20 protein-coding genes and 1 tRNA gene are annotated in these 24,362 nt (G+C 69.6%); 13 read left to right on the top strand and 8 right to left on the bottom strand.

Translation table 11 applies throughout. From position 1 onward, the window contains the following. Positions 1 to 123: 123 nt before the first annotated feature. On the top strand, positions 124 to 1,974 hold the full coding sequence (gene secD, locus LDO11_RS05095; RefSeq protein ID WP_232140591.1) for a protein translocase subunit SecD: 1,851 nt from the start codon (positions 124 to 126) through the stop codon (positions 1,972 to 1,974). 15 nt (positions 1,975 to 1,989) lie between these two features. Next, entirely contained in the window at positions 1,990 to 2,955 is a 966-nt protein-coding gene (gene secF, locus LDO11_RS05100; RefSeq protein WP_129136213.1) for a protein translocase subunit SecF, read from the top strand. A 933-nt stretch (positions 2,956 to 3,888) separates the two neighbouring features. On the opposite strand, the gene LDO11_RS05105 is transcribed toward secF, so the two are convergent. Further along, the gene (locus tag LDO11_RS05105; RefSeq protein WP_100322360.1) at positions 3,889 to 4,749 is read right to left on the bottom strand and encodes an inositol monophosphatase family protein; all 861 of its coding nucleotides are present in this window, start codon (positions 4,747 to 4,749) and stop codon (positions 3,889 to 3,891) included. An 87-nt stretch (positions 4,750 to 4,836) separates the two neighbouring features. Here LDO11_RS05105 and LDO11_RS05110 point away from each other — a divergent pair, with 87 nt between their 5' ends. The 3 genes from LDO11_RS05110 (at position 4,837) to LDO11_RS05120 (ending at position 8,747) form a co-directional block, all read left to right on the top strand. Beyond that, entirely contained in the window at positions 4,837 to 5,613 is a 777-nt protein-coding gene (locus tag LDO11_RS05110; RefSeq protein WP_232140592.1) for an RNA methyltransferase, read from the top strand. Between the two features lie 105 nt (positions 5,614 to 5,718). Beyond that, the gene (locus LDO11_RS05115; RefSeq protein ID WP_232140593.1) at positions 5,719 to 6,624 is read left to right on the top strand and encodes a phosphate/phosphite/phosphonate ABC transporter substrate-binding protein; all 906 of its coding nucleotides are present in this window, start codon (positions 5,719 to 5,721) and stop codon (positions 6,622 to 6,624) included. Next, positions 6,621 to 8,747 (top strand): putative bifunctional diguanylate cyclase/phosphodiesterase, encoded by a 2,127-nt coding sequence (locus tag LDO11_RS05120; RefSeq protein WP_232140594.1) that lies wholly within the window; start codon positions 6,621 to 6,623, stop codon positions 8,745 to 8,747. Before LDO11_RS05115 ends, LDO11_RS05120 begins: the two co-directional genes overlap by 4 nt. A gap of 9 nt (positions 8,748 to 8,756) precedes the next feature. Here the strand turns inward: LDO11_RS05120 and LDO11_RS05125 are convergent, their stop codons facing one another. Further along, a complete protein-coding gene (locus tag LDO11_RS05125) occupies positions 8,757 to 9,392 on the bottom strand; it encodes an exopolysaccharide biosynthesis protein (protein WP_232140595.1) in 636 nt (211 codons plus the stop codon). Further along, entirely contained in the window at positions 9,382 to 10,716 is a 1,335-nt protein-coding gene (locus tag LDO11_RS05130; protein WP_232140596.1) for a hemolysin family protein, read from the bottom strand. Before LDO11_RS05130 ends, LDO11_RS05125 begins: the two co-directional genes overlap by 11 nt. Positions 10,717 to 11,081: 365 nt before the next feature. On the opposite strand from LDO11_RS05130, the gene LDO11_RS05135 reads away from it, so the two are divergent. Then, positions 11,082 to 11,708, top strand: a complete 627-nt coding sequence (locus tag LDO11_RS05135) for a DUF47 domain-containing protein (RefSeq protein ID WP_129136209.1) — start codon at positions 11,082 to 11,084, stop codon at positions 11,706 to 11,708. 54 nt (positions 11,709 to 11,762) lie between these two features. After that, positions 11,763 to 12,890, top strand: a complete 1,128-nt coding sequence (locus LDO11_RS05140) for an inorganic phosphate transporter (RefSeq protein ID WP_232140597.1) — start codon at positions 11,763 to 11,765, stop codon at positions 12,888 to 12,890. Positions 12,891 to 12,914: 24 nt separating this feature from the next. Here the strand turns inward: LDO11_RS05140 and LDO11_RS05145 are convergent, their stop codons facing one another. Next, positions 12,915 to 13,325 carry a hypothetical protein gene (locus tag LDO11_RS05145; RefSeq protein ID WP_129136207.1) on the bottom strand — a complete coding sequence of 137 codons (411 nt, stop codon included), beginning with the start codon at positions 13,323 to 13,325 and terminating at the stop codon, positions 12,915 to 12,917. An 84-nt stretch (positions 13,326 to 13,409) separates the two neighbouring features. Here LDO11_RS05145 and LDO11_RS05150 point away from each other — a divergent pair, with 84 nt between their 5' ends. After that, positions 13,410 to 13,754 (top strand): MGMT family protein, encoded by a 345-nt coding sequence (locus tag LDO11_RS05150; protein ID WP_129136206.1) that lies wholly within the window; start codon positions 13,410 to 13,412, stop codon positions 13,752 to 13,754. A gap of 71 nt (positions 13,755 to 13,825) precedes the next feature. Then, on the top strand, positions 13,826 to 14,479 hold the full coding sequence (locus tag LDO11_RS05155; RefSeq protein ID WP_129136205.1) for a rhomboid family intramembrane serine protease: 654 nt from the start codon (positions 13,826 to 13,828) through the stop codon (positions 14,477 to 14,479). A 247-nt stretch (positions 14,480 to 14,726) separates the two neighbouring features. On the opposite strand, the gene LDO11_RS05160 is transcribed toward LDO11_RS05155, so the two are convergent. Together LDO11_RS05160 and LDO11_RS05165 are read right to left on the bottom strand one after the other, a co-directional pair. Continuing rightward, positions 14,727 to 16,754, bottom strand: a complete 2,028-nt coding sequence (locus LDO11_RS05160; protein ID WP_232140598.1) for a M13-type metalloendopeptidase — start codon at positions 16,752 to 16,754, stop codon at positions 14,727 to 14,729. A 149-nt stretch (positions 16,755 to 16,903) separates the two neighbouring features. Further along, positions 16,904 to 19,012 (bottom strand): M13 family metallopeptidase, encoded by a 2,109-nt coding sequence (locus tag LDO11_RS05165; RefSeq protein ID WP_232140599.1) that lies wholly within the window; start codon positions 19,010 to 19,012, stop codon positions 16,904 to 16,906. 434 nt (positions 19,013 to 19,446) lie between these two features. Between LDO11_RS05165 and LDO11_RS05170 the strand changes: the two genes are divergently transcribed. Continuing rightward, on the top strand, positions 19,447 to 20,784 hold the full coding sequence (locus tag LDO11_RS05170) for a DEAD/DEAH box helicase (RefSeq protein ID WP_232140600.1): 1,338 nt from the start codon (positions 19,447 to 19,449) through the stop codon (positions 20,782 to 20,784). Positions 20,785 to 20,938: 154 nt separating this feature from the next. On the opposite strand, the gene fdxA is transcribed toward LDO11_RS05170, so the two are convergent. Then, entirely contained in the window at positions 20,939 to 21,262 is a 324-nt protein-coding gene (fdxA, locus tag LDO11_RS05175) for a ferredoxin FdxA (RefSeq protein WP_100322374.1), read from the bottom strand. Between the two features lie 133 nt (positions 21,263 to 21,395). Beyond that, positions 21,396 to 21,471, bottom strand: a tRNA-Glu gene (locus LDO11_RS05180). A gap of 153 nt (positions 21,472 to 21,624) precedes the next feature. On the opposite strand from LDO11_RS05180, the gene pcnB reads away from it, so the two are divergent. Genes pcnB through panB form a run of 3 tightly spaced genes read left to right on the top strand, consistent with a single transcriptional unit; the run spans position 21,625 to position 24,362 of the window. After that, positions 21,625 to 22,977: a polynucleotide adenylyltransferase PcnB gene (gene pcnB / locus LDO11_RS05185; RefSeq protein ID WP_232140601.1), complete on the top strand. Its 1,353-nt coding sequence runs from the start codon at positions 21,625 to 21,627 to the stop codon at positions 22,975 to 22,977. Between the two features lie 6 nt (positions 22,978 to 22,983). After that, positions 22,984 to 23,538 carry a 2-amino-4-hydroxy-6-hydroxymethyldihydropteridine diphosphokinase gene (gene folK, locus LDO11_RS05190; protein WP_129136199.1) on the top strand — a complete coding sequence of 185 codons (555 nt, stop codon included), beginning with the start codon at positions 22,984 to 22,986 and terminating at the stop codon, positions 23,536 to 23,538. 23 nt (positions 23,539 to 23,561) lie between these two features. Further along, positions 23,562 to 24,362, top strand: a complete 801-nt coding sequence (gene panB / locus LDO11_RS05195) for a 3-methyl-2-oxobutanoate hydroxymethyltransferase (RefSeq protein ID WP_232140602.1) — start codon at positions 23,562 to 23,564, stop codon at positions 24,360 to 24,362.

Below are 24,362 nucleotides of genomic sequence, written 5' to 3' on the forward strand. Positions count from 1 at the left end.
CGGGGCTGACGCAGTCCCGGACGACATACCCGCACGGCACCCACTCCCCCTCTCCCCATCCGCGGAGAGGGCAAGGGGTGAGGGCAGCAGCACGCCCTGCCTCGACCACATACGGCACCCGCAATGCTCGAATTTCCCCGCTGGAAATACGCACTCATCCTTCTCGTGGTGTTCGTGGCGACGCTGTACGCGCTGCCCAACATCTATCCGCAGGACCCGTCGGTCCAGGTCAACGCCACCCGTGGCGTGGTGGTGGACGAGGCCCTGCGCGGCCGGGTGGAATCCGTGCTCGCCGATGCCGGGGTGGATGCGAAGGAAGTCGAGCTCGACGCGCAGGCCGGCAACATGCTGGTGCGCCTGGATGACCTCGACGCGCAGACCCGCGCATCCGACGCGCTGCGCAGCGCGCTGGGCGAGGACTACGTGGTCGCCCTCAATCTCGCCTCGACTGTGCCCGACTGGCTGACGCGCTTCAACGCCAAGCCGATGCAGCTGGGTCTCGACCTCCAGGGCGGCGTGCACTTCGTCATGCAGGTCGACCAGCAGGCCGCACTGGAGCGGCGCCTGGACGCCTACGCCGAGGAAGCGCGCGCGATCCTGCGCGACAACCGCATCCGCTACCAGTCGGTCGACCGCCGCGCCGACGGCGCGATCGTCGCGGTGCTGGAATCCGAAGCCGATGCCGCGCGCGCCAACACCCTGCTGGCTGCCGACCAGCCGACGCTGATCCGCAATGTCGACGGTTCGCGCATCACCGTGCGCGTGCCGGATTCCGAGCTGCAGCAGATCTCGGCCGACGCGATCGAGCAGAACATCACCACGCTGCGCAACCGCATCGACGAGATCGGCGTGTCCGAGCCGGTGATCCAGCGCCAGGGCACCGACCGCGTGGTCGTGCAGCTGCCCGGCGTGCAGGACACCGCCGAGGCCAAGCGCATGATCGGCGCCACCGCGACGCTGGCCTATTACGCGGTGGTCGAAGGCGATGCCGTCGAGGCCCAGCGCACCGGCATCGTGCCGCCGGGCTCGCGCCTGTACACCGACCGCCGCACCGGCGGCCCGGTGCTGCTGAGCCGCCGCGTCATCGCCACCGGCGAGGAAATGGTCAGCGCGCAGTCCGCATACGACGAGAACGGGCTGCCGGCGGTGAGCGTCACCCTCAATGCCTCGGCCGGCAAGCGCATGTTCGATTTCACCAGCGCCAACGTCGGCAAGCCGATGGCGGTGGTCTACGTCGAGCGCGTGCCGCAGGTGCGCATGGTCGACGGCGAAGAAGTGCGCAGCTTCCGGGTCAGCGAGGAAGTGATCTCGGTGGCCAACGTCAACGGGGTGTTCGGCCGCCAGTTCCAGACCACCGGGCTGGAGAAGCAGGAAGCCGACGACCTCGCGCGCCTGCTGCGCTCCGGCTCGCTGGCGGCGCCGATGGACTTCGTCGAGGAACGCATCATCGGCCCGAGCCTGGGCAAGGAGAACGTCGAGCGCGGCGTCACCGCGGTGGCCTACGCGTTCCTGTTCACCCTGTTGTTCTTCATGCTGTACTACCGCATGTTCGGCCTGGTCACCTCGGTCGCGCTGCTGTTGAACCTGGTCATCGTGCTGGCGGTGATGTCGATCTTCGGCGCCACCATGACGCTGCCCGGCTTCGCCGGCCTGGCACTCTCGATCGGTCTGTCGGTGGACGCCAACGTGCTGATCAACGAGCGCATACGCGAGGAGTTGCGGCTGGGGGTGCCGCCCAGGGCGGCGATCGCGGTCGGTTACGACAAGGCCTCCACATCGATCTTCGACGCCAACGTGACCGGCATCCTCGCCGGCGTGGCGCTCTACGCCTTCGGCACCGGCCCGCTGCGCGGCTTCGCGATCACCCTGGTGGTCGGCATCATCGCGTCGATGTTCACCGCGCTCACCGTGACCCGCGGCATCACCACGCTGATCTACGCGCGCCGCAAGAAGCTGAAGACCCTGGCGATCTGACGGGACACCATGACCATGAAAATCTTCCCGCTCTCGCTGATCCCCTACGACACCCGCATCGACTTCATGCGCGTGCGCCTGGTCGCGGTCATGATCGGCGCCGTGATGCTGCTGTCCTCGATCGCGGTCATCGCGCTCAACGGTTACAACTTCGCGCTGGACTTCACCGGCGGTACCGCCATCACGCTGCGCTACGAGCAGCCGGCCGACATCGAGGCGGTGCGTTCGCGGCTGGCCGACAGCGGGCACGCCAACGCGCAGGTGCAGGCCTTCGGTGCCGGCACCGACGTGCTGGTGCGCCTGCAGGCCGAGGGTGAGCAGCTGTCGGTCGACGAGAACACCGGCCTGGTGCAGGAGGTCCGCGAGACCGCCAGCATGCCCGGCAACCCGGCCGCCGTGCTCAGCAGCGAGTCGATCGGTTCGCAGGTTTCCGCCGAGCTCGCCGAACGTGCGGTCGAGGCGGCGATCTTCGTGCTCGTCGGGTTCCTCATTTACATCGGCTTCCGCTTCGAGTGGAAGTTCGCGGTGGTGGCCAGCGCGACCACGCTCTTCGACGTGCTGGTGGTGGCGGCGTTCTTCTCGCTGACCGGGCGCGAATTCGACCTCACCGTGCTGGCCGGCCTGCTGTCGGTGATGGGATTCTCGATCAACGACAAGATCATCGTGTTCGACCGCGTGCGCGAGAATTTCCGCAGCATGCGCGCCGACCCGCTGGAGATCTTCAACCGATCGATCAACCAGACGCTGTCGCGTACGATCATCACCTCGACGGTGTTCTTCCTGTCGGTTGCCGCGCTGTATCTGTATGGCGGCGGCTCGCTGGAAGGGCTGGCGTTGACGCAGATGGGTGGTGCGGTGGTCGGCACGCTGTCGTCGATCCTGCTGGCCTGCCCGCTGCTGACCGTCGGATTCCTCAGGGTCACCAAGCAGGACCTGCTGCCCAAGGCGCGCGACGAGGCGGCGCTCGCGCGTCGGCCCTGACTGGTGGTCGGCTCCAAATGAAGAGACCGCGCTCCGGCGCGGTCTTTTTTTTGGTTCCTATGCCGGTCGAGGGAGTTCCGTCCGAGAGCGGAGCCTTGAGCCAGCAAGCTCGAAGTCTGCGAGCGAGGCGCCGACCCGGAGCAGGAGCCGGAGCCGGAGCACGGGTGGCGGCGGCGCGGGCAGCCCGCCGCGGCCACAGGGGGATGCCCAGCCGGATATCTCCGCGTCCTGCTCCCACATCCGGCCGCCGGCCATCCATGGCCGGCTCTGGACATCCCCCTGCGTCCGCAGCGTGCTTCGAACCGTCGTCGCGTTTGCGGAAGAGTTCAGCGGCGAAGAACCAGGGCCGTCGTGGCGGCGACTTTCGGCCTGCCGCTTCTACCGCCATTGCCGCCATTGCCGCCATTGCCGCCGCTGCCGCCGCTACCGGCGTTGAGGCCATGTCGCACCTGCCGACCTCCAAGCGGAACTGCCGAACGCACGAGGCGGGCGTGTCAGCGGCAGGCGACGCCTGCACCACCACTGTTGATTTCCGTGCCGGAGCCAGCGAATGCCTGTGCCCGTGGCGTGCACCGGGGGGGTGTGCTCCCAGCCGGCCATGGATGGCCGGCGGCCGGCCGTGGTAGCTGGACGCGGACTCCGGCCGGGGGAGCACACCCCCGGTGCGCGCGACGGGCGGCGCAGCCCAGAACGAAAGCGCCTCCCCGGCACCCCAACTCCGGACTGGCACCGGCACCGGCACTCCGGCTTTACGCCACCGCCGCCACGTGAAGACCGAGGACAACGCGCTCGTGTGCACGACGGGCACCGCGCCGCACGGGGCACTTCAGCCGTACGACCTCCCCCGATGCTGGGAGATGGACCAAACAACAAAAAGACCGCGCTTCGGCGCGATCTTTCGTATCGGTCTTCGCTGCTGGAAGGGGCGGCCGGTCAGCCGGACGCCGCGCTCGATGCGCTGGTCAACCCGAAGGTGGCGGCATAACCCGAGGCGACGATGGCCTTCTGCAGCGGCTCGATCAGGCGCACGTTCGAGGCCAGGATCTGCCGGCTGGCGGTACCGCGGGCGTCCATCGGGCCGGTGGGGGCGCCCTTGAAGTCGGACACGCGGCCGCCGGCCTCGCGCACCAGCAGGACGCCGGCGGCGATATCCCAGGGCTTCACCCCGGCCTCGAAGTAACCGTCCACACGGCCCACCGCGGTGTAGGCAAGATCGAGGGCCGCAGAACCGCCGCGGCGGATGTCCTCGGCGTCGCGCAGCAGCTCGCGGATGCATTCCAGCTGCGCGCCTGCACGCGCGCGCTCGCGCGGCGCGAATCCGGTGGCGAGCATCGCCCCGGCAAGTTCACGGCGCTCGGCGACGCGCACGCGGCGCTCGTTGAGCTGGGTACCGGAGCCGCGACTCGCGGTGAACAGCTCGTTGCGCAGCGGGTCGAAGATCACCGCGTGCAGCGGCTCGCCGTTCTCCACCAGCGCGATCGACACGCACCAGTGGGGCAGGCCGCGCAGGTAGTTGCTGGTGCCGTCGAGCGGATCGATCACCCAGGTGTAGCGGTTGTTGCCGCCGCGGCCCTTCTGCGCGCCGCCTTCCTCGCCGAGGATGGCGTAGTCGGGGTGGGCGCGGCGCAGTTCCTTGACGATGGCCTCTTCGGCCAGGCCGTCGACTTCGCTGGCGTAGTCGAGGCGGTCCTTCTCCACCACGTTGAGGGCATCGAGCCGGTGCATGTGGCGCAGCAGCACGTTACCGCCGGCGCGCGCCGCCTTGACCATGATGTTGACAGCAGGTTGTAGCATCGCGGACGGCTCCGGGCGCGGTGGGGATCGACAGGGAAAAAGAACGTGCCGGCGTCGTGGCCGGTCGCGCAGTTTACCATTGGGCCCATGGATTCCGCCGTCACCACAACTGAACGCATTCGCATCGTGCTGGTCGGCACGCAGCATCCGGGCAACATCGGCGCCGCCGCGCGGGCGATGAAAACGATGGGCCTGTCGCGCCTGGCGTTGGTGGCGCCGCAGCGCTTCCCGCATGCCGATGCCGATGCGATGGCGGCAGGCGCCGATGATGTTCTGGCAGCCGCGACGCTCCACGACACCCTGGCCGATGCCGTGGCGGATTGCCGCTGGGTCGCGGGCTGCACCGCGCGCGATCGCCGCATCGCACTGGCCCAGTTCGCTCCGCGCGAAGCCGCGGCACAGGCGCTGGTGCAGGCCGCCGATGGAGAGATCGCGCTGGTGTTCGGCCGCGAGCGCACCGGGCTCGAGAACCACGAGCTGCAGCTGTGCCACGCCGCCGTGCACATCCCGGCCAACCCGGAGTACAGCTCGCTCAACCTCGCCCAGGCGGTGCAGGTGCTGGCGTACGAGCTGCGCATCGCGATGCTGGCGGATCGCGCCGGTGAAGCCGCGCTGTCGCCGCTCGGGCATCGGGAGCCGCCGGCGAGCCACGCGCAGATGGAAGGCTTCTTCGGCCAGCTGGCGGAAACGCTGGATGCGATCGACTTCCACAAGGGGCGCACGCCCGACGCCGCGATGCACAAGCTCAGGCGGTTGTTCCTGCGTGCGCAGCCCGACGAACGCGAGGTCCGGCTGCTGCGCGGAGTGCTCGCCGATGCCCAGCGCATGGCACGGCTGGCGGCGGCCCGCGGGGACCGCGACTGACGCACGCGCGGCGCCGTCGTCGGCGCGTTGTCGGCCCCGAGGGCATCGGCTAGGCTGGCGCCACCCGCACGCACGTCCGAGCCCAACTTGCCCGCAGCACGACGTATGGTCCCTCGCCCGATCTGCGGGCTTGCCCTCATGTTGCTGCTGGCGTTCACCGCCGCCGCGCAGGCGCGCGAGCTGGTGCTGGGTCGCGTCAGCGATGACCCGCGCCAGCACTACGAACAGCTGCGCCCGCTGCTCGACTACGTGGTGCCGCGGATGCGCGACGTCGGCATCACCGGCGGCCGCATCCTGATGGCGCGCGATGCCGCGCAGATGGCGAGCTACCTGCGCCGCGGGCGCGTCGACTGGTTCACCGAAACCGCCGGCAGCGCGATGCTGCTGGAGCGCAAGGCCGGCGCACGGGCGCTGCTGCTGGCCGAGCGCAACGGCGTCAGCCGCTATCACACCGTGTTCTTCGCCCGCACCGACAGTGGGATCACCCGGCTGGAGGACCTGCGCGGCCGCAGCATCGCACTGCAGAGCCGCGCCTCCACCAGCGCCTACTTCGTGCCGGCGATGGAGCTGCTCGATCGTGGTCTGGCCATGGAGATGCTGCCCACGCCCACCGACGACGGTGCGCCCGGCAGCGTGGGCTTCGTGTTCGGGCGATCGGAAAGCAATATCGCCATCTGGGTGCACAAGGGGCTGGTGGATGCGGGCGCGATGAGCAGCCTGGACTGGGCGCGCCCGACTACGATGTCGCCGAGTTTCCGCCCCGACCTGCGCATCATCCACGAGACCGGCGAATTCCCGCGTGCGCTGGAGATGGTGCGTGGCGATCTCGAGCCTGCGGTCGCCGCGCGGCTGCGCGAGGTGCTGCTGGAGGCCGCCGCGGACCCGGCCGCCCGCGAGGCGCTGGACCATTTCTTCGGCACTACGCGTTTCATCGCGCTCGATCCGCGCAACGAGGCCGGGCTCGACTACCTGCGCCGGACGGTGGCACGCGTGGTGGAGGAGGTCGAGTGAGCCTGCGCTACGGCCTGCATGCGCGCCTGATCACGGTGATCCTGGTGGCCACGGTGATCACCCTGGTGGTGGTCGGCCTGATCCTGCAGCGCCAGGGTGCGATGCAGCGCGAGATGCTCGCCCACAGCCGCGGCTCGATGCACGCACTGGTGCACACGCGGCTGGCCGAACAGGGGCGCGCCACCGTCGAGCGCGTCGCCGAGAGCCTGGTCAATCCGCTGTACTACTTCGACCTCGAGGCGATCGGGCAGATCCTGGCGACCATCCGCAGGCAGCCGGACGTGAGCTATGTGGTGGTCTACACGCCCACCGGCGATGTGCTGCACGACGGCTCGCCGGACATCATGAGCTTCGGCCAGGCGATGGACGACCCGTTCGCCGCAGCCGCGCTGGCCGCGCGTGCGCCGGTGGTGCAGTCCGACGAGGACGTGCTCGACATCGCGGTGCCGATCGCGCTGGGCGGCGAACGCCTGGGCGGCCTGCGCGTGGGCTATTCGCTGCGCAACGTGGCTGCCGACGAGGAGGCGGCCAACGAGATCCTCAGCCGCTCGCTGGAGGAGATCAGCGGCCGCCACCTGCAGGGGGTCGCGCTGTCGCTGGCGGCGCTGGTGACGCTCGGCGTGTTGCTGAGCCTGCTCGCCCAGCGCGCGCTGGTGCGGCCGATCCGCCAGCTGGCCGGCTATGCGCGCGAGATCGAGGCCGGCAACTTCAATGTCGACGTCGCCGACAGCCGGCGCCGCGACGAGATCGGCGACCTCGTGCGCGCGTTCCGGCGCATGAGCGAGAGCGTCCGCCGGCACGACCGCGACGTCCGCCGGATGGCCTACACCGATGCGCTGACCGGTCTGTCCAACCGGCTGGCGTTCCGCGAAGTGCTCGACCAGCGCCTGATCGAGTCCGGCGGCGCCGCGCGTGCGCTGGCGCTGCTGTTCGCCGACATCGACGACTTCAAGCGCGTCAACGACACCCTCGGCCACGACGCCGGCGACGAGGTGCTGGTGCAGTTCTCCGAACGCATCCGCGACACCGTCCAACGCTTCGGCGGTGGCGCCACGCTGTCGCGGTTCGGCGGCGACGAGTTCGTCATCCTGCTCGAGGGCGACGAACGCGCCGGGCACCTGCGCGAGACCGCGTCACTGCTGGCCGGCGTGCTGGTCGAGGAACTGGCGCGGCCGATCATGGTCCGTGGACGGCCGGTGCACCTCGGCATCTCGGTGGGCATCACCCTGTTCCCGGACGACGCCAGCGGTGCCACCGCGCTGATGAAGAACGGCGACATCGCGATGTACCAGGCCAAGGTCGCCGGCAAGAACTGCTACCGCTTCTACAGCCGCGCGATGGACCAGGCGGTGGAGCGCCGGGTGCGCCTGGAGCAGGACCTGCGCGGCGCCTGGGACCGCGGCGAGCTGTCGCTGGCCTACCAGCCGGTGTTCGACCTCGGCGCCAACCGGCTGGTCGGCGCCGAGGTGCTGCTGCGCTGGCAGCACCCGGCGCACGGCATGGTCGCGCCGTCGGTGTTCATCGAAGTGGCCGAGCAGGGCGGGCTGATCGAGACGATCGGGCCGCAGGTGCTGCGCACCGCCTGCCGCGATGCGGTGCGCTGGCGCGACGAGTGCGGGCAGCCCGACGGACTGTTCCTCGCGGTCAACGTGTCGCCACGGCAATTGCGGGGCGGCGATTTCGCCGCGCAGGTGGAGGAGATCCTCGCCGACACCGGCCACCCGCCGGCGCTGCTGCACCTGGAGCTGACCGAGACCGCGGTGATCGGCGACGAGTTGCGCGTGAGCGGGCTGCTCGGGCGGCTGCGCGGGCGCGGGGTGAAGGTGTGGCTGGACGACTTCGGCACCGGTTTCTCCGGCCTGAGCCATCTGCGCCGCGTGCCCATCGACGGCGTCAAGATCGACCGCAGCTTCATTGCCGAAGCGTCGCGCAATCCGGACGACCTGGCGTTGACCACGGCGATCATCGCGATGGCGCATTCGCTGGGAATGACCGTGGTGGCCGAGGGCGTGGAGACCGAGGCCCAGGCCGATCTGCTGCGTGAGCGCGGTTGCGATTTCGCCCAGGGTTACTGGCTGGGCCACCCGATGCCGCTGCAGGACCTGATCGCGCTGTGCCGCTGAGGCGGGCGGTCAGAACAGGCCGTCGACCCAGCTCGCGGCGGTGGCGGCAAGCGCGCCCGAAAGCACCCCGAACACCGCGATGGCGACCAGTCCGGCGAACCAGCACGCCAGCATGAAGGCGCCGTCGCGCTCGATCAGCGCGAGGGCGTAGGCGAGCATCAGCACGCCGAACAGGTAATTGGTGAAGGGGATCGGCAAGGCCAGCAGCAGGCCCAGTACCACCAGCAGCAGGCCGGTGAACATGGTGCCCGGGCGGCTGTCGAGCACCGCGGTCATGCGCGGGCGCACCACGCGCTCGATCCGAGCAAGCAGGGGGGCAACGCGTCGCTCGAAACGCACCAGGCTGTGGCGGTGCGGTCCGCGCTCGGCGATGAAGCGCGGCAGCCATGGCCTGCGCAGCCCGATCAGCAGCTGCACGCCGACCAGCATCACCAGCGGCCCGCTGACCGCGCCGGCCAGCCCGGGAATCGGGATGAAGGCAGGCAGCGCGGCCACGCACAGCAGCATCCCGAACACGCGCTTGCCGAGCCCGGCGAGCAGGTCGCGCAGCTTCAGCAGCTCGTCGGGGTCGCCCGTCGAGAACGCGGCAAGCAGCGCCCGCAGGCCGGCGTCGGAGTGGCGCGCCGCGGGTTCCTCAGTCGTCATCGCCAGCCGCCGGCGCGGGCAGGCGCTGCAGCAGCAGCTTGTCCACGCGTGGACCGTCGAGGTCCACCACCTCCACGCGCCAGCCGGCCCACTGGAACGACTCGCCGGTGTGCGGGATGCGGCCGAACTGCGCGATCGTCATGCCCGCGGCCGTGTGGTAGTCGTGCAGCTCCTCGTTGGGCAACGCGCCGCCGCCGAACAGTTCACGCACGTGGTCGATGGTCAGCGCGCCATCCACCAGCAGGGTGCCGTCCTCGCGTTCCACCACCAGCGGGGTGGCATCGGCGCCGTCGCGGGTCTGGGTGCGGCCGATCACCGCTTCCAGCAGGTCGTTCACCGAGATCAGCCCGGTGATGTCGCCGTACTCGTCGACCACCAGTGCCAGCGACTGCTGGTCCTCGCGGAAGATCTCCAGCAGCTTCATCGCCGGCGTCGAATCGGAGACGAACAGCGGCTCGCGCAGGTACTTGAAGAGTTCGAACTCACGCTCGTCGAGACGGTCGATCAGCGACTTCACCTCGAGCACGCCGATGACGTCGGCATCGCTGCCGCGAAGTACCGGATAGCGCGAGAACGGCGTGGCGCGCATCGTCGCCAGGTTCTCCTCGAAGCTCTTGGCGGCATCCAGCCAGGTGATGCGGGTGCGCGGCGTCATCAGGCTGTCGGCATCGCGATCGCCCAGGTTGAGCACCCGGTTCATCATGTTGCGCTCGTCATCGTCGATGACGCCCTGCTCGTGGCTCTCGCTCACGAGCAGCCGGATCTCCTCTTCGCTGACCTGCGCGGCCTCGGTGCGGTCCAGCCGCAGCAGGCGCAGCATGCCGCGCACGCTGGCACTGAGCAGCCAGACCACCGGGGCCGCCACGCGCGAGATCCACATCATCGGCAGCGCGATCACCGAGGCCAGGCGTTCCGGCGCCAGCAGTGCCAGGCGCTTGGGCAGCAGTTCGCCGAACACGATGGTGAGGTAGGTGATCAGGCCGATCGACAGCACCATGCCGAGCGCATGCGCCCAGGTGCTGTCGAAGAACGGCATCTGCGCGCCCAGTGCCGGCACCGCCGCGAGCAGGCGGCCGCCGATGCGCGCACCGATGGCCTCGCCGCCGAACAGGCCGGTGAGGATGCCGATCATGGTGATGCCGACCTGCACCGTCGACAGGAAGCGCTCGGGATGCTCGGCGAGATCCAGCGCGTGGCGGGCGGTGCGCTGGGTCTGCGCGAGCTGCTTGAGGCGGCCCTTGCGCGAGGTGACCACCGACATCTCCGACAGCGCGAAGAACGCGTTGCAGGCGATGAGGAGCAGGACGATCAGCAGTTCCAGCATGGGCCGGATTCCTGATCGGGGAGAGCGGGGAGGCCGCCGGAAGGTCTCGGCGGCGTACTGGAGTCTTCGTCCATCGGGGTCGCAGGGCGCGGCTTGCGCGGAAGCGCATGATACCAGCGCGCGTGAGCGTGCCGTGGAAGCTGCCGGCTGCAGGCCGTCGCAGCTGTCCCGCCTCGCTACTTGGAGTTTGTTACGCCGTTTCTTCCTGCGGGCCCTGTGCGCGGCAGCGGCTGCCGGCCGGGAAGACGCGGGGGATGGCGGGCCCGCCCGGTATGACGATGTCCCCATCGATGCAATGAAAACGTCATAATTCGCGCCCGACGCGCCCGGCCTCCCGTTCCGGGCTTTCGCGAGGCACTGAGCGGATGTTCTCCCTGCAAACCATGTTCGGCCGCGGCAACCAGTTCTACTCGCTGCTGGAAGAGGCCGCCCAGGCCGCCCACGACGCCGCGACCGCGCTGCACAAGATGCTGCGTGAAAGCGACCGCGCGCCCGCGCTGGACGCCTTCAAGCTGGCGCGCCTGCGCGAGCGCGAGGCCTCCAACAAGATCAGCCAGGCGCTGGTCGACAGCTTCATCACCCCGATCGAGCGCGAGGACATCGAGGCGTTGGGTTCGGCGCTGTACAAGATCCCCAAGCAGATCGAGAAGTTCGCCGACCGTTACGCGCTGGCGCTGCAGCAGCTCGAGCACATCGACTTCGCCCCGCGCGCGGCGATGCTCGAGCAGGCCGCCGGGGTGGTGGTGAAGATGGTCAAGCTGCTGCCGAAGATGAAGCTCGAGCCGATGAAGCAGCTCAGCGACGAGCTGCGCGCGCTGGAGAACGAGGCCGACCGGCTGATGCTCGAGCTCTACCGCGACATCTATTCCGGCCGCCTGGATGCGGTGCAGATGTTCCTGCTCAAGGAGTTCTTCGAGATCCTCGAAAAGGCGATCGACCGTTGCCGCGAGGCCGGCGTGGTCGCCTACGAGATCGTCCTCAAGAATTCCTGAGCCGGGAGTGCACGCCATGATCCTCCGCATGCCCGCGCGCCGGGAGCACGCCCCATGCTGACCCTCGTCCTGATCGTGGTGCTGACCGCGCTGGTGTTCGAATACATCAACGGCTTCCACGACACCGCCAATTCCATCGCCACGGTCGTCGCCACCAAGGTGCTGACCCCGCTGCAGGCGGTCAGCCTGGCCGCGTCGATGAACCTGATCGGCGCGCTGGCGGGGACCGCGGTCGCGCAGACCATCGCTTCGGGGCTGATCGATGCCGGGGTGGTCGACGTCGGTTCGCAGCTGATCCTCTGTGCGCTCCTGGGCGGCATCATCTGGAACCTGATCACCTGGTGGTTCGGGTTGCCGTCGTCGTCCTCGCACGCGCTGATCGGCGGCCTGATCGGTGCCGCGCTGGCGGCGGCCGGGATGGATTTCGACGTGGTGATCTGGTCCGAGCCGGCCGAGCAGATCTGGCGCAGCGCCGGCGTGCTGTGGAAGGTGATCGTGCCGATGGTCGGCTCGCCAATCCTCGGCTTCACCGCCGGTTTCCTGATGATGGGCGTGCTGTTCGCGGTCATCGCGGCGATGGCGCCGGCAGGTGGCTGGCTCAGGCGCCTGGCGCGCCCGCGCTGGGTCAACAGCTTCTTCGGCAAGGCGCAGATCGTCAGCGCCGCGGGCATGGGCTTCGCGCACGGCATGAACGATGCGCAGAAGACCATGGGCATCGTGGCCCTGACCCTGGTCAGCGCCGAGGCGGCCGGCACCCTGGACAACCTGCCGTGGGCGCTGGGCTTCCTGCATCCGTCGGAGGAGGCCCTGACCGAGGGCGGGATCGACCTGTGGATCAAGATCACCTGTGCGGTGGTGATGGCCGCCGGCACCGCCGCGGGCGGCTGGCGGATCATCAAGACCCTGGGCCACAAGCTGGTCAAGCTGCACCCGATCCATGGCTTCGCTGCCGAGACCAGTGCGGCGTCGGTGATCCTGGCGGCGTCGTCGCTGGGCATCCCGGTGTCGACCACGCACAACATCTCGTCGGCGATCATGGGCGTGGGCACGGCCAAGCGCCTCAATGCGATCAAGTGGGGCGTGGTCAACAAGATGGTGTGGGCGTGGATCCTGACCATCCCGATGTCGGGCGGCATGGCCTACGGCCTGTTCCGTCTGCTGCAGAACTTCGGCTGGGCATAAGCCCCGGTGCGCCGCGGCGGCCTGCTACAGCAGGTCGCCGTCCGCGGTCAGCATGCGTTCCAGGCGGTCGCCCATGCCGCCGATCTCCAGCACCAGCCGCGACAGCTCCGCGGCATCCAGGCAGCTGTACGGGCGGTTCTCGCACAGCTGCAGGTAGGGCACGCCGTCGAGTTCGCCGATGGCGAGGTAACCCACCCGGCTCTGCCAGTTGAATGCCAGCGCGCGGCGCGGATCCACGCCGGTGATCGGCGCAACCGCGGTGCTCACGCGCAGGTACTCGCGGCCGTCGTCGTCGTGCAGCTCGGACAGGAAGATCGCCTGGTGGCGGTGCCCGTTGTCGAGCGACAGTTCCACGCAGACCACGTACGGCTCCTGCATGGTGATGTTGAAGTCCGCGCTGCGCAGCTGGCTGCGGATGCGTTCGAAGGTCTGCATGGCCGATCTCCAGGCCCGGCCGCCGGGCTTGCGCCTATCCTAGGCCCGGAATCGTCCGTGCGGCCATGACGGGGGACAGAGCGGGTGACGGATGACACGGCGGCGGACCGGGTACGGCGCATCCTCGCGCAGGTGCGGGCGATCGCGCCCGGCAGCGTTGCCGGCTACGGCGAAGTGGCACGCCGCGCCGGGTTGCCCGGGCGCGCGCGGCTGGTGGCGACCGTGCTGGCCGCCAACACCGATCCATCGTTGCCATGGCACCGCGTGCTGCGCAGCGACGGGCGGATCGCGTTCCCGCAGGGCAGCCCGGGCTGGACCGAACAGCTGCAGCGGCTGCGCGCCGAAGGCGTGCGGATGGAGGCCGGGCGCGTGCGCGGACAGGCGGTGAAGGCCGACCTCGACAGCCGCGTCTGGGGTCCGGGCGGGTGACACGGGGATCCGTGCGGTGAGCCGGCGCTCACTGGCGGCGGGTATCATGGCGCCGTTCACCAGGAGCCCGGATGTTCCTCAATCTCCCCCCCGCGACGAAGATCCTGCTGATCCTCAACGGTGCGGTATTCGTGGCCCAGCTGCTGTTGGGCAGTGTGCTGTTCGCGCCGCTGATGCTGTGGCCGCTCGGCGGCGCCGATGTCGGCGGGCTGGGCTTCATGCCGTGGCAGCTGCTGACCTACGGCTTCCTGCACGCCCACATGGCGCACCTGCTGGTGAACATGCTCGCGCTGCTGATGTTCGGCTCGCAGCTTGAATACACCTGGGGGCAGAAGCGGTTCCTGACCTATTACCTGGTGTGCGTGGTCGGCGCAGGTCTGTGCCAGCTGGTGGTGGTGAGCTGGTCGCTGGCGTCCGGCGGCGCGGCATACCCGACCGTGGGTGCCTCCGGCGGCATGTTCGGCCTGCTGCTGGCGTTCGGCATGCTGTTTCCGCATCGCCGGGTGATGCTGCTGATCCCGCCGATCCCGATGAAGGCGCGCACGCTGGTGATCGTCTACGGCTCGATCGAGCTGCTGATGGGCATCACCGGCACCCGCTCGGGCGTGGCGCACTTCGCCCACCTCGGCGGCATGCTGTTCGGCTGGCTGCTGATCCAGCAGTGGCGCGGGCGTCCGCCATTCGGCCCGCGGCTGCGCCCGCGCGGCAATGTGCGCCGGTTCTGAGCGTGGCCGGTGGATGCAAGCGGTCTGCCGCGGATGACGCGATCAAGGCGGATTGAAGCGGGGCGGATTGAAGCGGGGCGGAGCGAGGAGTGAGCCGGGGCGGGCGATGCCCTCCTGCCTGCGTTTCCCGGATGAAAAAGAAGCGCCCCGTGGGGCGCTTCTTTTTTTGCGGGTTGCCTTGGCCGCGTCCATCCGCGCTGATCGGCGGCAGGAGCGCTCCAGCCCATGGCGGGAGCGCTACAGACCCTCAGCGCCAGATGCGGATCTGCTCCGCCTCGGTGCGCTGCATCGGCGCGCCGGGGTCGCACGCGAACGCGGTGCCGAAGGCGGGCAGGTTGGCCAGCGGACCATTGGTGCGCCAGTGGCCCGGCGCATGCGGCGAGGTCATCGCGGCGTGCTGGGCCGCGGCAGGTGCCGCCTGCTGGCGCCACAGTTCCGCCCACGCCGCGAAGAACTGCTGCGAGGCCTCGGGCGTCGCGCCGGGATTGGCGGTGGTAAACGCGTCCAGCGCCAGCTCCACCCCGGCGAGGTCGGCGGCATTCTCGTCGCGGGTGCGGGTGCCGTCGACGTTGAGCGCGGTCAGCCCGGGATACGGATAGGCGCTGTACTGCACCGCCAGCCGCGACGCGATGCCTTCCCAGGCGGACAGGTCCTCGGGGCTCCACCACATCCGTGCGTCCTGCCTGGCATCCACGACACGGCCGCGGATGTCCACGCTGCGGCCCAGCTCGTGGCCGACCAGTGCGCCGTAGCTGCCGTAATGCGATTCCGGCGTGCGCGCGAGGTCGAGCACCGGCGGCTGCAGCACCGCGGCGGAGACGATCAGCCGGTTCTGCGCGAGGTCGTAGGCCAGCGCCGGCTGCTGCGGCAGCACGTCCCAGCGGCGGTCGGCATTGGCGCGGCCGATGCGCTTCATTTCCTCGCGCCGCTGCCAGGTCGAGGCGATCAGCATGTTGCCGCCGAAGCTGCCGCGGCCCATCGGCTGCACGCTGAAGTCGAGATCCTCGACCGGTGCGCCGATCTCGATGCGGATGGTCGAGGCCTTGGCCCGGGCTTCGGCCTTCGTGGCCGGCGTCATCCAGGTGCTGCGCTCGATGCTGCGCACCAGGGCATCGCGCACCTGGGTGGCGATGGTGTCGGCACGCTCGCGGGTCGCCGCGGGCAGATGGCGGGCGACATATTCGCGCGCAAGCATCGGGCCCGCGGCCTTGTTGATCGCCTCGAGCGTCAACACCTCGCGCGTGGCCGGCGCGGTGTCGCCACGCAGCAGGCGGCCACGGAAGGCGAAGTCGGCATCACGCCAGGGCTTCGACAGATACGGCGCCATCGCGGAGCCGACGTGGAAGCGCAGGTAATGCTTCCACTGATCGACCGGAAGGCCCGCAACGAAGGTGTTGAGGTCGGCGAACAGTGCCGGCGGTGCCAGCGACACCACGTCGTCCTCGACGCCCTGTGCGGTCAGGAACTCGCCCAGCTGCAGGTTGCGGTACTGGCGGCTGGCATCGCGCACCGCCACGCGGGCGTAGTTGGCGCGCGGGTCGCGGCTGTCGACCAGCGACGGCGACTTCTGCGCGATGCGCGTTTCCAGTTCGATCACCTGGCCGGCGGCGGCGTCCGCCTGTGCTTCCGGCACGCCGCTCAGCACCAGGATGTTGCGCACGTACTCGCGGTAACGCCCGAGCAGCGCCTGGCTGTTGGCGTCGCCACGGGTGTAGAAGGCCGGGTCCGGCAGGCCCAGGCCGCCCTGGGTGAAGTAGCCGATATGGCGGCCGAGGTCGCCCAGGTCGACATCGGCGTTGAAGTTGAACGCCACCGGGATGCCCACCTGGTGCAGCGCGGCGATCGCCGGCGGGATGTGGCGGGCGCGGCGGATCGCGTCGATGCGCGCCAGCAGCGGGGCGATCGGCTGTGCGCCATCGGCTTCCACCGCGGCCTCGTCCAGGCCGCTGGCCCAGAAGTCGCCGAGGAGCTGCTGCACGGGGTTGGCCGGCTGGCGCATCGCCGTGTCCAGCAGCTCGCGCTGCTGCTGCAGCGACCGCTGCTGCAGCTCACCGAGCGCGGTGACCATGCCCTGCGCCGGCACCGGGGTGGCCGCCAGCCAGTCCTTGTTGTGGAAGCTGTAGAAGTCGGTGCAGGCGGTCGGGCCTGGTGGCGGCTTCGGCGCGGCGGCGCGACGGCGCTGGGCATCCGCGTCGGTGGCGGTGCCGAGCAGCATGACGAGGCTGGCAGCGAGCAGGGTGGGGCGGAGGAAAGCGGACAGGGGGGCGATCGGCATTGCAGATTCCATGGCTGCGGTCTGCGCGGAGTTTAGCCGCGGCCGCGTGAGGCATCGACGGCGCACAGGCGGGGCGGAGTCGCGATGCCCGCAATGCGAAAGGCCGGGACGGGCCCGGCCTTTCGCGTCACACCTCTCGTGCGGGCGGATCACCAGATCACGATGCGCTCCTCGCCCGCGCGGACCATGGGTGCACCGGCCTCGCACGAGAACGCCGCGGCGAACGCCGGCAGGTTCGACGGCGCGCCGATGGCACGGAAATTCGCCGGCGCATGCGGGTCGGTCGCCAGCCGCACCTTCAGTTCCTCGGGCGTGAAGTTGCGGCGCCACACCGTGGCCCAGTTGAGGAAGAAGCGCTGGTCCTGGGTGAGGCCGTCCACGTTCGGATCCTGCTCGCCCTCGCGTGCGCGCTGCAGGGCGTCGTAGGCGACCGCCAGGCCGCCGAGATCGGCGATGTTCTCGCCCAGCGTCAGGGTGCCGTTGACATGCTGGCCCGGTGCCGCCTCGTAGGCATCGAATTGCGCCACCAGGCGGTCGGTGAGCTTGCGGAAGCCACTGGCGTCGGCCCCGGTCCACCAGTTCTCGAAGTTGCCGGTGGGCCCGAAGCGGCTGCCCTGGTCGTCGTAGCCGTGGATCATCTCGTGGCCGATGACCGCGCCGATGCCGCCGTAGTTGAGCGCGTCGTCGGCATCGGGATCGAAGAACGGCGGCTGCAGGATCGCAGCCGGGAACACGATCTCGTTGGCCTGCGGGTTGTAGTAGGCGTTGACCGTCTGCGGCGGCATGAACCACTCGTCCGGATCCACCGGCTTGCCGATCTTGCCCAGCTGCCAGCGGTGATTGAACTCGCGCGCGGCCAGCACGTTGCCGATGTAGCTGTCGCGGCTGGTGGCAAGCCCGCTCCAGTCGCGCCAGTTGGCGGGGTAGCCGATCTTCGGGGTGAAGGTCTCCCACTTGGCCATCGCCTTCTCCCGCGTCTCTTCGCCCATCCACTCGAGGTTCTCCAGCCGTGCCTTCAGCGCCTCGCCCAGATTGGCAACGAGTTCTTCCATCCGTGCCTTGGACTCGGCCGGGAATGCAGCCTGCACGTAGATCTCGCCCAGCGCTTCGCCGGCACTTGCGTTGAGCGTGTTGAGCGCACGCTTCCAGCGCGGCTCGATCTCCTGCTGGCCGCGCAGGGTGCGCCCGTAGAACTCGTAGTTGGCGTTGGCGAAGTCGCGGGCCAGGTACGGCGAGGCGCTGTCGACGGTATGGAAGCGCAGATAGGCCTTCCAGGTGTCGACCGGCACCTCGTTGAGCATGCGGTTGACTTCCCGGTGGAACTCGGGCATCGCCAGCGAGAACGTCTCCGGCGCCTCGATGCCCTGTGCGGCGAAGAACGCCGTCCACGGGAAGTTCGGGGTCAGCGCGTCGGCGTCGGAAGGGGTGACCGGGTTGTAGAACAGCGACGCGTCGCGCGCGAGTTCCACCTGCGAACGCGACTTGTCGGCCAGCCTGGTCTCGAACGCGACCACCGCACGGGCCTGCCCGGCTGCCGCATCGGAGGGCACGCCGGAAAGCTCGAGCACGCGGGCGACATGGCGCTCGTAGGCGGCCAGCTTGTCCTGGTGGGTGGCCTCGAAGTAGTAGGTCCTGTCAGGCAGGCCCAGGCCGCCCTGCGCGGCATAGGCGATGTTGACCTTCGAATCCCTGAAGTCCGCATTGGGCCCGAAGCTCACCAGGAAGCTCTCGCCACGCGCGGCGCTGTTGCGCAGGTAGTCGGCGATGGCCGTGCCGTCGGCGAGCGCGTCGATCGCATCCAGGCGGTCCTGGATCGGTGCCAGGCCCTGCGCCTCGATCGCGGCCTCGTCCATGCCGGTGGCCCAGAAATCGCCGACGATCCTGGCCACGCCGGTGGCGCCGGTGTCGTTCGCGGCCTGCTCGGCGAGCTGGCGCTGCGCGGCCAGCGAACGCTCCACCAGCATCTCGAACGAACCCCAGCTGGTGCGGTCGCCGGGGATCGCGTTGGCGGCCAGCCACTTGCCGTTGGCATGCGCGTTGAGGTCCTGGCAGGCGCCGACGGCGTCGTCGAGGTCGGTGATCTGGAAGCGGTTGACCGGTGGCAGCTTCGCGTCGTCCAGCCGCGGGGTGGCGGGGGCGGCTGCCGGCGCGGTGGCGGTGCTGTCGTCGGCAGCGGGTGCGGCATCGCGGCTGCAGGCACCCAGCGCCAGCGACACGGCCAGCGACAGGGCAAGGATTCTCGGGGTGTTCGCGGTCATGTTCGACTCCGCCCGTTGCGGGCATGGCTGGTGGATGCCGCGGCAATGTACGCCCGCCAGGGCAGGGCCGGTGGTGTCGAACGTCATGCCCGTAGGCTGTCGGCGGCATGCGCAGCTGTCGCCAGGATGACCGGACCCTCGTGGCGCTGGTCGCGGGCCGGTCGCATGACGTAGACTCCTCGACGTTCTGCGATACGGCTGCTCCTGCTCTCGAGCGCGAAGCGCTCTCGAACAGTGACGATCCTGGTAAGCCCGCCGCGGCCTCCGCGCCCGGTCTCCTATCCCGCACGTCCTTCCTCGCGCAGACACGACACGGAAACGTCCGTGCCGTCATCACGTCGCCCGCAGCGCGGTTCTGGATAGCGCGGGCACGGACTTTGTGCGCCATGACGCCGGAAGACCGGCCAGGCGTGCGATGGGTCAAGGAGACATCCATGCAATTCGAAACCCTCGGGCTTTCGCCCGCGCTGCTGCGTGCGCTGGCCGAAACCGGCTACACCACGCCCACCCCGATCCAGGCCCAGGCGATCCCGCTGGTGCTGGCCGGCCACGACCTGCTGGGTGGCGCCCAGACCGGTACCGGCAAGACCGCTGCCTTCGGCCTGCCGCTGCTGCAGCGTCTCGCAAAGGAAACCCCGCCCAAGGGCCCGCGCAAGCCGCGCGCACTGATCCTGGTGCCGACCCGCGAGCTCGCGGTGCAGGTGGCCGACAGCATCAAGGCGTACGGCCGCCATCTGCGCCTCAACGTGACGACGCTGTTCGGCGGCGTGGGCATGCAGCCGCAGATCGAGAACCTGAAGCGCGGTGTCGACGTGCTGGTGGCCTGCCCGGGCCGCCTGCTCGACCACATGCAGTCCGGCTACGCCAAGCTCGATGCCATCGAGGTGCTGGTGCTCGACGAGGCCGACCGCATGCTCGACATGGGCTTCCTGCCCAACATGAAGCGGATCCTCGCCAAGGTGCCCGCGCAGCGGCAGACGCTGCTGTTCTCGGCCACCTTCGAGCCGCGTATCCGTGCGCTCGCGCTGGAGATCATGCGTAACCCGCAGCAGGTGCAGGTGACGTCGAACAACGTTATTGCCGACACCATCGTGCACCGTGCGCACCCGGTCGATTCCGGCCGCAAGCGCGACCTGCTGGTCGACATCCTCAGCAAGCGCCACACCGACCGCGTGCTGGTGTTCGGCAAGACCAAGCACGGCTGCAACCGTCTCGCGGAACAGCTCGAGAAGGCCGGCCTGCCGGCAGTCGCGATCCATGGCAACAAGAGCCAGGCGCAACGCCAGAAGGCGCTGGACCAGTTCAAGTCCGGCAAGGCGCGCATCCTGGTCGCCACCGACGTCGCCGCGCGCGGGCTCGATATCCCGAACCTGCCGCTGGTGATCAACCACGACCTGCCGATGGTCGCCGAGGACTACGTGCACCGCATCGGCCGCACCGGCCGCAACGGCGCGACGGGTGAGGCGCTGTCGCTGGTCTCGGCCGACGAGGCGATCCTGCTGCGGCAGATCCAGCGCATGCTCAAGGCCGACATCTCGATGGTGGAAGTTGAAGGCTATGCGCCGACGCATCCGATCCGCCTCGACGGCCCGATGCAGTCGGCCAAGCGTGGTGGCGGCGGACGTGCCCCGGGTGGCGCCGCGCGCAAGCCGGCGCATCGCGCGCACGGCAAGCCGCAGGAGCGTGGTGCGCATGCACACGCCGGCCCGCGCCAGGCCCGTGGCTCGCGCGCCGATGGGCGCAGCGGCCAGCGGCCTTCGGTCCGCGGCTGATGCACCGGCCGTTTCCCGGTCGCGGCTGAGGCCGCGGCGGGGAAGCGGCAATCTGCCCGGGTGCAAAAAGGAAAAGGCCGCGCATGCGCGGCCTTTTCCCTGTCGTGAAGCGGGTTGTCGGCGTCGGTTCGAAGCTCCCCGCGCCGTACCGCGCTCAGCGTTCGAGCAGCGGCAGCTTGTCGGGCTTGCCTTCCCAGTCCTTGGCGTCGGCGGGCGGCTCCTTGCGGGTGGTGATCACCGGCCAGTCGCGCGAAAGTTCGGCATTCAAGGCCACGAAGTGTTCCTGCCCGGCGGGAACGTCGTCCTCCGGGTAGATCGCATTGATCGGGCATTCCGGCTCGCACAGGGTGCAGTCGATGCACTCGTCCGGATCGATCACCAGGAAGTTCGGGCCTTCGTGGAAACAGTCGACCGGGCACACCTCGACGCAGTCGGTGTACTTGCACTTGATGCAGTTCTCGGTGACGACGAAAGGCATGGAATTCCTCGTGGCAGCACGACAGCCAGGCCCGCAAGTTTAAGCCACGTGCCCGACCGGCGGTGCGAGCGGTTCGCATCCGCGCGCGTACAAAGAAGAAAGCCCGCGTCCTGCGACGCGGGCTTTCGGAAGATGGCGCTCCCTACGGGATTCGAACCCGTGTTTTAGCCTTGAGAGGGCCACGTCCTAGGCCTCTAGACGAAGGGAGCGATGTCGGCCCGGGGGCCACCGGCTGGACGACCGGCCTGTACGGAGCGTGATGTCCCGTGCAGCTTGCTAGTATAGCAACACAAGGACGCCGTTGTGTCGTCCCCGCGTCCGCCCGAGAGAACTTTTCGCGGACCTTTTTCCAGAAGCACTTGATGACCCAGACCCCCGATTCCCTCCCCGCGCTCCTTCCCGTGCCCGTGCTGCGCACCATCGCCCGGGAACACCACCCGATTTCCCGCAAGGACATCAGCCCCGGCGCACTGCGCGTGCTCTACCGGCTGCGCGAGGCCGGGCATGGCGCCTTCCTGGTTGGCGGCGCCGTCCGCGACCTGCTGATCGGGCTGCAGCCCAAGGACTTCGACATCGCCACCGATGCCACGCCCGACGAGGTGCGCGCGCTGTTCCGCAACTCGCGGCTGATCGGCCGGCGCTTCCGCCTCGCCCACGTGGTGTTCGGGCGCGAGATCGTCGAGGTCGCGACCTTCCGCTCCAATGCCGACGACGGCAGCGGCGACCGCGAGACCCACGAAGGTGGCCGGCTGCTGCGCGACAACGTCTACGGCACGATCGAGGAGGACGCGATCCGCCGCGACTTCACCGCCAACGCGCTCTATTACGCGATCGAGGACTTCTCGGTGCGCGATTACGTCGGCGGCTTCGAGGACGTGCAGAACCGCGTGCTCAAGCTGATCGGCGACCCCGAGCAGCGCTACCGCGAGGATCCGGTGCGCATGCTGCGCGCCGTCCGGCTGGCGGCGAAGCTGGACTTCACCATCGATCCGGCCACGGCCGCGCCGATCGCGGTGCTGGCGCCACTGCTGCGCGAAGCCGCGCCGGCGCGACTGTTCGAAGAATGCCTGAAGCTGTTCCTCTCGGGACGTGGCGAAGCCAGTTTCCTCGGCCTCGAGGCGCACGGGCTGTTGCCCATCCTGTTCCCGGAAAGCGCCGCGGCGCTTTCGCGCAACCGCAGCGGCGTGCTGCGCGAATTCATCCTCGAAGGCCTGCGCAATACCGATGCGCGGGTGGCGGCCGACGAACCGGTGTCGCCGGCGTTCCTGTTCGCGCTGCTGTTGTGGCCTGCGTACTGCCATGCGCTGATCGGCCTGCAGGCGGCGGGCACCCATGCCGCGGAAGCGCAGCGCCGCGCCGCCGATCGGGTCACCCTGCACCAGCTCGCCACCATCGCGCTGCCACGCCGCTTCTCGCTGCCGATGCAGGAGATCTGGCTGCTGCAGACCCGCCTGCCACTGCGCCAGCGCAAGCGGGTGGTGCGCACGCTCGCGCATCCGCGTTTCCGCGCCGCGTTCGACTTCCTGGTGCTGCGTGACGCCGCGTCGGGAAGCCACGCCGAGGACGTCGCGTTCTGGCGCGAGGCCCAGCACGATCCCGACCATGCGATCGCCGCGCATCCGCCGGCAACCGATGTCGAGGGTGATGGCGACGCGGATGAGCCGCGCAAGCGCCGTCGCCGGCGGCGTCGCCCGGCGTCCGCCGACGCTGGCTGACAGCGCATGTGCGCATCGCCGGGTGACGGGCCGGCGCCGACGGTCGAAGCCGCGATCGGCCTGGGCGCCAATCTCGGCGAACCCGCGGCCACCCTGCGCAGTGCATTCGACGCGCTGGCGGCCTTGCCCGGGACCGTCCTGCTGGCGGCTTCACCGTTGTATCGGAGCACGGCCTGGGGGCGCGAGGACCAGCCTGCGTTCGTGAACGCGGTTGCGCGGCTGCGGACCGGCCTGGCACCCGGCACGCTGCTGGATGCGCTGCTGCGCATCGAGGCCGCACACGGCCGCGTGCGCGCTGACGACCCCGCATTGCGATGGGGCCCGAGGCTGCTGGATCTCGACCTGCTGCTCTATGGCGAACAGCGCATCGACATGCCGGGCCTGCGCGTGCCGCATCCGCACCTGCACGAACGCGCGTTCGCGCTGCGTCCGCTGCTGGACGTGTGGGCGGATGCGTCGATCCCGGGCGTGGGCGCTGCGCGCGAGCTGTTGCCGGCCATCGATGACGGCGGGGTGGTGCGTCTGGACGAGGACGGCCCCCGGCCCGGGCGGCACCTGTAAGCGGGCAGGGCTACACTCCGGCCATGGACAAGCCCATCACCGTTCCCGACCTGCTCGCCGCGCGCAGCGCCGGCCGCAAGCTCAGCATGCTCACCGCCTATGACGCCGGCTTCGCGCGCGTCCTCGACGCCAACGGCGTCGAACTGCTGCTGATCGGCGACTCGCTCGGCATGGTGGTGCAGGGCCACGCCTCCACGTTGCCGGTGACCGTCGACGACATCGCGTATCACACGGCGTGCGTTGCGAGGGTCATCCGCCGCGCACTGCTGGTCGCGGACCTGCCGTTCCAGGCCGATGCCACGCCCGAGCGCGCGCTCGACGCCTCGACCCGGCTGCTGCAGGCCGGCGCCGGCATGGTGAAGCTGGAGGGCGCCGGTCCCAAGCTCGAGGTGATTCGCTTTCTGGTTGAGCGCGAGATTCCGGTCTGCGCGCATCTCGGGCTGACCCCGCAGGCGGTGTTGCGGATGGGTGGTTTCAAGGTGCAGGGCCGCGAGGCCGCCGCCGCCGATCGGCTGCGCGAGGAAGCCCGCCAGGTCGCCGAGGCCGGCGCCGCACTGATCGTGCTGGAGGGCGTGCCCGCACCGCTGGCGGCCGGCATCACCGCGGCAAGCGCGGTGCCGACGATCGGCATCGGCGCCGGCGCGCATTGCGACGGCCAGGTGCTGGTGTTGCACGACATGCTCGGCCTCGACAGCGGCCACCGCCGACCGCGTTTCGTCCGTGATTTCCTCGCCGAGGGCGGTTCGGTGGCCGGTGCCGTGCAGGCCTTTGTCGCCGCGGTGCGCGATGGCAGCTTTCCGGCGGCGGAGCACTCGTACAGGTAA

Source organism: Alterluteimonas muca (assembly GCF_021191595.1).
Taxonomy (GTDB): Bacteria; Pseudomonadota; Gammaproteobacteria; order Xanthomonadales; family Xanthomonadaceae; genus Luteimonas; species Luteimonas muca.

Bases quoted from the DNA above. Each gene is read 5' to 3' on its own strand.
- LDO11_RS05135 (WP_129136209.1), top strand. From the start codon at position 11,082: ATGTTCTCCCTGCAAACCATGTTCGGCCGCGGCAACCAGTTCTACTCG.
- LDO11_RS05125 (WP_232140595.1), bottom strand. From the start codon at position 9,392: ATGACGACTGAGGAACCCGCGGCGCGCCACTCCGACGCCGGCCTGCGG.
- secD (WP_232140591.1), top strand. From the start codon at position 124: ATGCTCGAATTTCCCCGCTGGAAATACGCACTCATCCTTCTCGTGGTG.
- LDO11_RS05170 (WP_232140600.1), top strand. From the start codon at position 19,447: ATGCAATTCGAAACCCTCGGGCTTTCGCCCGCGCTGCTGCGTGCGCTG.
- LDO11_RS05140 (WP_232140597.1), top strand. From the start codon at position 11,763: ATGCTGACCCTCGTCCTGATCGTGGTGCTGACCGCGCTGGTGTTCGAA.
- fdxA (WP_100322374.1), bottom strand. From the start codon at position 21,262: ATGCCTTTCGTCGTCACCGAGAACTGCATCAAGTGCAAGTACACCGAC.
- pcnB (WP_232140601.1), top strand. From the start codon at position 21,625: ATGACCCAGACCCCCGATTCCCTCCCCGCGCTCCTTCCCGTGCCCGTG.
- panB (WP_232140602.1), top strand. From the start codon at position 23,562: ATGGACAAGCCCATCACCGTTCCCGACCTGCTCGCCGCGCGCAGCGCC.
- LDO11_RS05160 (WP_232140598.1), bottom strand. From the start codon at position 16,754: ATGCCGATCGCCCCCCTGTCCGCTTTCCTCCGCCCCACCCTGCTCGCT.
- LDO11_RS05110 (WP_232140592.1), top strand. From the start codon at position 4,837: ATGGATTCCGCCGTCACCACAACTGAACGCATTCGCATCGTGCTGGTC.
- folK (WP_129136199.1), top strand. From the start codon at position 22,984: ATGTGCGCATCGCCGGGTGACGGGCCGGCGCCGACGGTCGAAGCCGCG.
- secF (WP_129136213.1), top strand. From the start codon at position 1,990: ATGAAAATCTTCCCGCTCTCGCTGATCCCCTACGACACCCGCATCGAC.
- LDO11_RS05105 (WP_100322360.1), bottom strand. From the start codon at position 4,749: ATGCTACAACCTGCTGTCAACATCATGGTCAAGGCGGCGCGCGCCGGC.
- LDO11_RS05165 (WP_232140599.1), bottom strand. From the start codon at position 19,012: ATGACCGCGAACACCCCGAGAATCCTTGCCCTGTCGCTGGCCGTGTCG.
- LDO11_RS05145 (WP_129136207.1), bottom strand. From the start codon at position 13,325: ATGCAGACCTTCGAACGCATCCGCAGCCAGCTGCGCAGCGCGGACTTC.
- LDO11_RS05130 (WP_232140596.1), bottom strand. From the start codon at position 10,716: ATGCTGGAACTGCTGATCGTCCTGCTCCTCATCGCCTGCAACGCGTTC.
- LDO11_RS05155 (WP_129136205.1), top strand. From the start codon at position 13,826: ATGTTCCTCAATCTCCCCCCCGCGACGAAGATCCTGCTGATCCTCAAC.
- LDO11_RS05115 (WP_232140593.1), top strand. From the start codon at position 5,719: ATGGTCCCTCGCCCGATCTGCGGGCTTGCCCTCATGTTGCTGCTGGCG.